The sequence below is a fragment of the Paenibacillus sp. AR247 genome (assembly GCF_002968895.1).
Classification (GTDB): Bacteria; Bacillota; Bacilli; order Paenibacillales; family Paenibacillaceae; genus Paenibacillus_AQ; species Paenibacillus_AQ favisporus.
This window is the reverse complement of record NZ_PCZT01000013.1, coordinates 15,639-24,458: the sequence shown is the minus strand read 5'-3', so window position 1 is coordinate 24,458 and position 8,820 is coordinate 15,639. Positions and strand designations below refer to the sequence as shown.

Sequence of the window (8,820 nt, the reverse complement as noted above, 5' to 3'; positions counted from 1 at the left end):
ATGTTTGAGAGCATGTTGGCGACCGCATTTTTCGCATCCTCCATCGACAGCATCTTCAAGTCGACCGATTGCTGGACCACGACCCGGTACAGGTACATTTGCAGCGGATGCAGCTTCTCATTCGGCAAATACACGAGCGCGTCGAACCAGCTGTTCCAGATGCCGACGACCGAATAAATGGCGATGACCGCCAGGATCGGCTTGGATATCGGGATAATGACCTTGAACAGCAGCTGCAGATGGGAAGCGCCGTCGATAAAGGCCGACTCCTTCAGCCCGTCCGGAATGTTGGCAAAGAACGTCCGCACCAGGATGATATTCCAAATGCTGACCATCCCCGGAATGATGACCGCGAACATCGTGTTATACAATCCAAGCTTGTTCACCAGCAGGTAGGACGGAATGAGGCCGCCTCCAAAATACATCGGGATCAGCAGGTACGACACGACCCATTTCCTGCCCATCAGATTGCGAACGGTGAGCGGATAGGCGCCGAGCACGGCTGTCAGACAGTTTAAAATCGTCCCCGCACTCACATAGATCAACGTATTGGAATAAGCCCACCACATTTTCGTATCGCTGACGATCAGCTTGTACGAATCGAGAAAGAATCCTTTCGGATACCAGAACACATTCATGGCCGCGACTTCCGTCGGATTGCTGATGGACATAATGATCACGAAATAAAAAGGATACAGCGTGATTAAGCAAAGGGCAAGCGCCAGCGCGTACAACACGACGTCGACGACAACCGAGCCTTGCTTGATGGTGTTTGGATTTCTTTTGACCAAGGCGGCCATGGGACTCCCCCTTACCATAAGGCGTAATCGGAATATTTACGGCTGAGCGTATTGGCTGTGTACAGCAGCGTGAAATTGATGATCGAGATAAACAATCCCACGGCCGTTCCTGCGCTGAAATTGCCGCCCAGCAGGCCGTCGCGGTACAAATACGTGCCGATAACGTCGGCCGTCTCGTACACCATCGGGTTATAGATGAGCAAAATAAACTCGCTGTTGGCCGACAGCAAATTGCCGATTGCAAAAATCAGCAGGATAAAAATCGTGGGCCGGATGGCCGGCAGCGTAATATGGAGCATTTGCTTGAAGCGGTTGGCCCCATCCATCTTCGCGGCTTCGTACTGATGCGGATCCACGGAGGACATAGCTGCCAAATATAAAATACTGCTCCACCCAAACGACTTCCAGATGCTCGTAATCGTATAGATCGCCGGAAAATACCCCGGCTCCGTATTCAGCGCCACCGGCGTGCCGCCGAACAGCTTGACGATGGCGTTCACGATGCCGTCCGTATTGATAAAAGACAACACCATCCCCGCCACGACCACATTCGAAATAAAATGGGGCAAATAGCTTGCCGTCTGCACGTATTTTTTAAACACGCCGCTTTTGAGTTCATTGAGCAGCAGCGCAAACAAAATCGGCACCCAGAAGCCAAACACCAGAAAATAAAAACTGAGCAAAAACGTGTTCCGCATCAATCGCCCGAAATACGGGCCGTTAAAGAAGTCGATGAAATGCTGGAAGCCGACCCAATCCGTTCCGTGCAGGGATAAAAACGGCTTGCCCGGGTAGTAATTCTGAAACGCGATCAGAATCCCATACATCGGAATATAGCTGAAAATAAAAATGTGAACCAGAACGGGAAGCATTATTAAGTACAGCTGCAGATTGTCACGCACTCGAAAAGATTTTCGCTGATTCGGCTGACGAATGGCTCTCATGATCTTCCCCTTCCCTGATGATCTCGACGGAACTTGCAGGCCCGCTTCCGCATGGACTCATGATATGCCGAGCCCCGGATTTCAGGCAAGCAACATTTTTTGATGGGGTGCGCAATATTTTCGGGGGTGCGAAAGATGGGCGGATGGTAAGGGAATGGGGTGTTGAGGTGGGGTTTGCCAAGATGTAAGGTGGGTTTCAGGGAAGCGTCAATGGATTACAAGTAAGGCGCATTTTTTTGATTGGTTGCGCAATGTTTGCTGGTGGGTTGAAGAGGAGGGTCTAGGTTAAATCATGAATAGGTATTACTTCAATTGCGAATTTGAGGATTGGTTTAGGGGGATTGGAAGTTGTTCCGAAAGAACGTGAAGCGAGAATCTTTACATAAAAATTCTAAAAAAGATCCTGCCAGCTCATAGCCAGCAGGATCTTTTAATCTGTTAATTAGAGATCGCTATTAATTGTAGCAGACATTCCCAAAGCTTCACCGCTCAAAATGTTCCCGTCAGCTCGGTATGTAACAACATAATCTCCACTGTAGACACCCTGTGGGAATTGATTAAAACTTCTCCAATCCAAAGGTGCAGCTTTTGGATATACAGTAGTATCAAGATAAACTTTGCCTGTATCTCTATGCTGTACAGTAACTGAGATAGGGTATGACCCAGTGTTTTTTACATATATTTTTATATGACCATATCCCTTGTTAACAGTAAAATTAGAGGTGCCATTTGTTCCACCAAGAACAGTACTAAACAGAGGATCAACTGCAAATGGAGTGATTATAGGATCGTCAATATCGCTACCTTCATCCCCTGTTTGCACGATATTGTCATTTATCGTATGTTCCACACTTGAAGTTTCTGTATTGCTTGGAGAAGCTGGCGCGACTGACGTTGCTATAGCTGCTGATAAAACTATCGAGAGAGATAATACAGAAATTAGAGCATATTTTTTCAATGCATAGCACGTCCTTATGAAAAAATTTTAAAATAACGATTTGCTTGTTTTAAGCAGTAATAATTAATGTGAGTATTGATGAGCTAAATGAATTCTTTCACTTCTTAAATCCCGTAACCTTAAAAATTTCAACTCCATCAACATACCAGGATTTCGAGTTATTTCCTTTAGATTTTAAATCCATGACAACATAAGAACCATTGGCCTTCTCCCAATAAACTAAAGCCCGTGACTTTTCTGGATTTATCAGTAATGCCGACATATAATCGCCTACGTCAAGATTAGCTCTCCGCTCCTCGCTATAATAAGCCTCTAGAAAAGAAGAACGTTTCTGCATAGAAAAAGTAGCTAACATATCATAAAATTGATCAGAATCGATAAACGTCCATTTTGACAAATCTTCGTCTTTGCTATTAATTCCAAATGCCCTTCCCCCACTGCTCAGTAGGATCTCACGACCTTGGGTCCATGATTGAGTTAAACGATCTTGAACGGCTTGCGCAAGAGCCTCATCTTCGGGACTTACATTTGGAAATAGAGAAGGAAGAGCATCGCTTGCATATACACTTGTCCCTGTGATCAAAACAAAAACAGCAAATGTAAGGATTATAAATCTCCTATTTATTTTTCTCATGATTAGCCCCTTTACTTAAAAATATGAACCAGCCATCAATTCAGATAGCCATTTAATGTTTCATGTAGTTCTTTTCCTCAGGGATGTCTACAATTACCCCTTTGTTACCATCCGCTTCACCTAGCTGTTTGGCCTTTCCTTGATCATTGATAATGCCATAGAATACAGCCGCGATAGCTCCATGATTTTCATAATATACAAAAGCCCCCTTCACGCTAGGTCGCTCCCCTATTTCTTGAACAATTTTATACGAAAAGAAGGGAAGACCCTTATTCTCAACAATATCGTTAGTTGTTTTAGCGGCCCATATCTGAACCGCTTTTCCTTGCCGCACTTTATAATAATCGATTCGATTTTCCTCTTTCACAAAATATTCATCCGCTCTTCCTACAGGGAAATAGCAGACTACCGTCATTAATCCACCCGCATTAATCTGGTCCTTTAAGCTCACACGAGGTAGAGAGAGGACACGGATTCGCTCCAAGGTTGAGCACTTTTAGCATGACTACTTACCGTTGAACTCCCAACCGTTACCGTTTGACTCTTTGCATCCCATGCCACCGGTTCACCCAACGCCTCTCCAACGAATCTTACAGGAACCATAACCCTTCCATTCTTTATCTGGGCAGGCTGCGCTAATTGAGTCCCCTCATCTCCGATAATCCTGTACTTTTCGTTAACCTTGACCGTGATCATTACTTTTCGATATGAGATCCTAACCTGTTTGCGGGTATTGTCCCAAGACATATTGAGATTGCTTAGACCAAGCTTTCCAATGATATTGATCGGTACCAGCACGGTTCCCTTCTTTAAGTAAGGTGCAACATCCGAGGAAATGGGGCCGTTCTTCCCGATCACATTGATGCTAGATGCCAATGCCTGATTATGTCCACCAAAGACCATGGATATCCCCAGTGCTGCAGTTGCGAATAGTGTTAGTGTCTTAAACTTTCTCATTACGCTCTCTCCTTTCACACCGGAGGTAAATTCTCCTTAATATGTAAGACACTCTTTGCTTATAGATTGTTTCATAAAATCTGACGGGATTGTCTAAAAAAAGAGAATTCTATTCTTTACACCACCAAAATAACTTATATATAGAAACAATATTTAATTATTGGTAACATGTAAATGTTTACAAATTTAGCAGTACTAATACAAGGTTCATTTTGGAAGGAAGGGGGAGTTTTATTTAAAAAATATGGGAATTGTGGTATGTTTCGGTCTATAAGGTGCACATATCTTCTGGGGACGCAGGCTATATGCAGGGTATCGGTGTAGCTGTTGTAACTACTTTATTCGGCCTCCTGGCACGGAGGCTGTTATTAGTGCCGGAATGGCTGCAGCTGTTGTCGGAATCGTGACCGCGGGGATACTCACGCTTTATCAAGCCATTCGGAATGTAGATGGATCGGTTGATTTTGATATGTTTGAACCAAATCTAGTAAATAATAATATTTGTCTCATCGCAAGCAAGTAAATGGGTCAAGCCAGAAATAGTGGTTCTTCCCGTGATTACTATTGGCCTGCTGCTTGGGCAACCTATTGTCTCCCTTAAACTTGACTAGGAGGTAACTTATACTCCATGAAAAAGGCATTTAAAAAGTGGTTTATTGTTCCGTTACCGATCTGGATATTCCTTATTGTTTTTCTAATTTGTTTTTTGGATTACTGATCTTTTCGAAGCATTAGGTTTAAGCTCTCAAAATGCCTTCTACATCAATTTGGTTGTTGTCATCACGTACTTTATTGGCTATTTTGCTTCGGTACTGCATGTTTATCTCAACTCTAAAAATAAATAAAAAATGGGGCTGTCCCAGAAGAGGTTAAACTCGAACAAGGAATAGTTTGTTCACTCATTCCTTTCCAAAAAGAGATAGCGGCACAAGTGATTATTCCTGTGCTGCTATTTCTTTATTTCGATCGATTGCCGCCGGTATGCCGGCCTTCTCCCCAAGTCCTGCTTTACATTCATATAGGCGGAGACGAGCTTCTCTTTTAACAATGAAGCCAGGTAGTCGGCCTGGACAATGGAAAAACAGAACGATAAGCCGTCGAGTACGTTGGAAGAATTCAAGAAGTCTTAGCCACTAATTGTGACATATCCGTTGGACTTGTTATAACCAATATCACTGTTGCTGCCCCTTTATGTTTCTGCCGTATCCAGTCGGTGATGCCATGGATTTCCCTCCTTTTGCAAATAAGAAAAACGTCTATCGAAGTACCTTCAAAGAAGACAGACCGCGTTTAGAGGAAGTTTTTCTTGCGAGATCAGGAAGCGGAGGCTCCGAAACTTATGCTTTCTGATCTCTTAGAAAAAGGACTCTCGCAACGAGTCCTTTTTGGTATAATCTGGTTCGCACAGCACAATTTGTGGTGGGTATACACAAGCCTCCAGAGTGAGGTGATGTGTATGAACTTCTCTTTTTCCGATATTATCGTGTTTGCAGCGTTCATCGTTGCTTTGTTGACGTATATCGATAGAAAAAAGAAGTAACCCGCCACAGGTTGACGGCCTGACGGGTTACTTCTTGTTCAGTTACACCTGAGGAGGTAATCCCACCACAAATGCTGTATTGGGGAGCAGTTGGCCGCTGCTCCTTATTTATTGTTATCTTAGCATATGGAGAAATATACCTCAAGTTACTTCTACAGCTTAGCCTCAAGATCAGCCTTTTGCTTGGCTTCGCCCAAAATCATGCGAAGTGTTTTCGTATAATTACCCGTTTTTTCCAACTATGATTTCGAGAGGGGCGCTAGTTTAAAACCATGTCTGTTTCGTATCCTTGGATCAAAACGCATCCTCAAACGTAACGATACTCTCGGAATGCAGCGGCCTGCCCGTGAATCTTTCCGGTTTCGTCCGTCAAATTCCATACGGTTGCCTCCAAGATGTGAAACCTCCGGCCTGTGCTGGATATGCGGATTCCCGTGTAGTTATCGATATAGCCTTGTTCGCCTACCGTTCTTAGAAAAACCGACCGCGCCTCCCGTTCCATCGGTTCCGCAGTGAGTCTTGACGGCGTGCTTGTGAACTTGTCCCAATCCATTGCCCATAGCTCCAGCGCCGCCCGATTGCCGAAGTTCAGGACCGGGTCGGTCTCTGTTCCGTGGGAAAGCACCACACAGGGTGCGTTAAATAATTGTTCGAACGGGTTGCTGTCTGAGACTGGCTCACCCAGAAGCGATTGTCCAGTCAATCCTTGATAGCTCTCCATGATCAGTCTTGCATGCTCGTTAGTGGCTCCTATTCCACTGTAACGCATAACTGAAATCCCCCTTTGTCCGTCTCATGATCATATTATCAGTATGTATATCTCTTTACAACGCATAGGAAATTACACTAACAAAAGAAACCAATCCTCTTGCTCGGCTTTACTGACTAGCATGCTTTTTTTATTTGTGAAAAATAGAGCGGTACGACTCGGAAGGATGAGATCCGACTCTGGCTGACAGGTGAAGCAGTACATCGTCCACTTTGTTCAGCAGTTTCTGAAGCTGTGAGGGAGTTACATTTTGACAAAAGGGAATGTCATTGCAGCCAGCCAGAAATGGATTGACGTATCGAATTATTCATACACATCTGGAAAAGCAATATTACCTCATGAATAAATATCCTAATTTAGGATAAAATACATACATAATATTACTATATAGTAGTAGTTATTTCAAATAACTTATTATTTATATATCATTTCAAGTCAAAACTTTCCCTACACTTCTATTAAAGAGAGGTGTAACGATGTCAGATATTCTAAAATTAGTCGGAGCACGAATAAAGGATCTTCGTAAATTAAGGGGTTTGTCTCAAGAAGCATTGGCAGAGAAGGCTGGCTTCAATATAAGCTACATAGGATTTATTGAACGTGCAGAACGCAATATTTCCATGAGGAATCTAGGGAAGATTGCCAGTGCCTTAGACGTTGGAGTTTACGAGCTTTTTACATATTTGAAGGAACAGGAAGAACTACCCGAGGAATCGACTTTGAAAGAAGTTGTCTCAATGCTTAGAGAACGTGATCCAAAGGATATAGAGATGGTCAGAAATATACTGATTGAGATTTTTCAGCGAATGGACGGTAATAGTAAAAAAGGCTGAGCAGTTGAATATGCAGCTCAAACAACCTAAATCCGGTTGATTACCGAACTTAGGTTGTTTAGTTTTGTTGAAAATAATCGTGGTTGTAACTGGATGTAACGTTCAATTCCCCTGGTATAGAAAAATATCTATCTAAAGTCAACCCGGGACCAACACACTTTTCCGCTCAAAATAAAAAGCTAAACGATACTCAGCAATTTCTTTGGTCCAGTGAAAGACGCTTTCCCGGGTTTTCGCCGATTCCTTCTCAAAATTGACTTGTATGGCAAACGTCGTGCCGTCAAACGCGATAAGACCTTTCGAGCCGTTCGCCCACTTCGTCATAGGCATATCGGCTACTAGTTGGGCAACACGCCCGGCGTCATATTGCCACAGACGGGTCGTTTTTTTATCTGAAAAATCCCTCAGCTTCCGATACTCCTTGGCCATCAGGTATTCGTAGAAAAAGGGCGCTGCTTCCTCAGGCGTCATCGGTTGATACCACTTGTCCGGACCGCGGTCCAGCATGGCAAGCAGCACAACCATTTTGTAGCTCTTCGACATAGGTGTGCCCTCGACTTCTTCAAGCCAGCCCCGGTAACGTTCATACGAGTCCTGCGGCGTTCCCGCCTTTTTTCGGGCAATTAACAATTGCCCGTGTTCATTTTGGATTATAGCTGCGGCTACCTGGATCAAAAGGGAACCTCCTGTGATTAACTTTAAGGAATAGTAAGGCTATAAGAATAGATTAGCATATATGAGTTAAGGTAAAAGTAATTCAAGCAAAAATTCATTAACAATCAAAACCCCTACAAAAAAATAGAAGTGTGACAAGTCTTTAAGACTTTCTCGACACTTCCTGACCGACAGGTTTTAATTCATCCTCGTCTAAGCTTTTAAAGTCATTATTGAAGTGAACACAACTATTTCTAAGTTTCCTTATGGTATTAAATTCTCGATGTATTTTATTGGATAGTATATTGTTAGATTTAAGAATGGACAATCTTCTGTCTTGAGTCTCAATGGATCCTGAAATATTGTTATTATTAATCAAATATTTACAGAATTCCTCACAGGCAATGCCAATCAAAGAAATAGTACCGATATAGTAACCAAAACTATACAAGCTCTCTGCTTCTTTCAATAATTCAAGAAATCTCTCATTATCATTAATCACTCCGATATTATCTAGATCATACCATCGGTCTACAATATTATTGATATCGTTTCTGATTCGTTCTTGAATTAATTTTTCCAAATGTTTCTTATCTCTTTTTATGTATTCACTAGCTTCTAATTGATCCAACTCAGAGTAATCATTTTTAATCAAGTCAATGTACATATTATCACCCTTCTAAATAAAAGTTTATGAATCTGAGTTAATTTTAATCACTTCTAAATTATTT

The 8,820-nt window shown here is 42.7% G+C and carries 10 protein-coding genes; 1 reads left to right on the top strand and 9 read right to left on the bottom strand.

The annotated features are described in order from the left end of the window. The 7 genes from CPT76_RS24425 to CPT76_RS24395 form a co-directional block, all read right to left on the bottom strand. On the bottom strand, positions 1 to 800 hold an 800-nt coding region (locus CPT76_RS24425; RefSeq protein ID WP_105444771.1), incomplete at its 3' end, for a carbohydrate ABC transporter permease. An 11-nt stretch (positions 801 to 811) separates the two neighbouring features. Beyond that, entirely contained in the window at positions 812 to 1,744 is a 933-nt protein-coding gene (locus tag CPT76_RS24420; RefSeq protein ID WP_076176627.1) for an ABC transporter permease, read from the bottom strand. A gap of 442 nt (positions 1,745 to 2,186) precedes the next feature. Next, entirely contained in the window at positions 2,187 to 2,702 is a 516-nt protein-coding gene (locus CPT76_RS36770) for a hypothetical protein (protein WP_146116412.1), read from the bottom strand. A 97-nt stretch (positions 2,703 to 2,799) separates the two neighbouring features. Beyond that, the gene (locus CPT76_RS24415; protein WP_105444770.1) at positions 2,800 to 3,336 is read right to left on the bottom strand and encodes a hypothetical protein; all 537 of its coding nucleotides are present in this window, start codon (positions 3,334 to 3,336) and stop codon (positions 2,800 to 2,802) included. A 52-nt stretch (positions 3,337 to 3,388) separates the two neighbouring features. Then, positions 3,389 to 3,703 carry a hypothetical protein gene (locus tag CPT76_RS24410; protein ID WP_146116411.1) on the bottom strand — a complete coding sequence of 105 codons (315 nt, stop codon included), beginning with the start codon at positions 3,701 to 3,703 and terminating at the stop codon, positions 3,389 to 3,391. 80 nt (positions 3,704 to 3,783) lie between these two features. Beyond that, positions 3,784 to 4,293: a copper amine oxidase N-terminal domain-containing protein gene (locus CPT76_RS24405; RefSeq protein ID WP_105444768.1), complete on the bottom strand. Its 510-nt coding sequence runs from the start codon at positions 4,291 to 4,293 to the stop codon at positions 3,784 to 3,786. A 1,847-nt stretch (positions 4,294 to 6,140) separates the two neighbouring features. Then, the gene (locus CPT76_RS24395) at positions 6,141 to 6,602 is read right to left on the bottom strand and encodes an MEKHLA domain-containing protein (protein WP_105444766.1); all 462 of its coding nucleotides are present in this window, start codon (positions 6,600 to 6,602) and stop codon (positions 6,141 to 6,143) included. Positions 6,603 to 7,078: 476 nt separating this feature from the next. Between CPT76_RS24395 and CPT76_RS24390 the strand changes: the two genes are divergently transcribed. Continuing rightward, a complete protein-coding gene (locus CPT76_RS24390; protein ID WP_076176618.1) occupies positions 7,079 to 7,435 on the top strand; it encodes a helix-turn-helix domain-containing protein in 357 nt (118 codons plus the stop codon). A 138-nt stretch (positions 7,436 to 7,573) separates the two neighbouring features. Here CPT76_RS24390 and CPT76_RS24385 read toward each other — a convergent pair whose 3' ends face one another. Further along, positions 7,574 to 8,110, bottom strand: coding sequence for a hypothetical protein (locus CPT76_RS24385; protein ID WP_105444765.1), 537 nt, complete (start codon positions 8,108 to 8,110; stop codon positions 7,574 to 7,576). Between the two features lie 142 nt (positions 8,111 to 8,252). After that, positions 8,253 to 8,756: a hypothetical protein gene (locus CPT76_RS24380; protein ID WP_105444764.1), complete on the bottom strand. Its 504-nt coding sequence runs from the start codon at positions 8,754 to 8,756 to the stop codon at positions 8,253 to 8,255. Positions 8,757 to 8,820 lie beyond the last annotated feature (64 nt).

What these genes read in the sequence shown, in the direction of transcription:
- CPT76_RS24420 (WP_076176627.1), bottom strand. Translation starts at nt 1,744, where the DNA reads ATGAGAGCCATTCGTCAGCCGAATCAGCGAAAATCTTTTCGAGTGCGT.
- CPT76_RS24415 (WP_105444770.1), bottom strand. Translation starts at nt 3,336, where the DNA reads ATGAGAAAAATAAATAGGAGATTTATAATCCTTACATTTGCTGTTTTT.
- CPT76_RS24405 (WP_105444768.1), bottom strand. Translation starts at nt 4,293, where the DNA reads ATGAGAAAGTTTAAGACACTAACACTATTCGCAACTGCAGCACTGGGG.
- CPT76_RS24395 (WP_105444766.1), bottom strand. Translation starts at nt 6,602, where the DNA reads ATGCGTTACAGTGGAATAGGAGCCACTAACGAGCATGCAAGACTGATC.
- CPT76_RS24390 (WP_076176618.1), top strand. Translation starts at nt 7,079, where the DNA reads ATGTCAGATATTCTAAAATTAGTCGGAGCACGAATAAAGGATCTTCGT.
- CPT76_RS24380 (WP_105444764.1), bottom strand. Translation starts at nt 8,756, where the DNA reads ATGTACATTGACTTGATTAAAAATGATTACTCTGAGTTGGATCAATTA.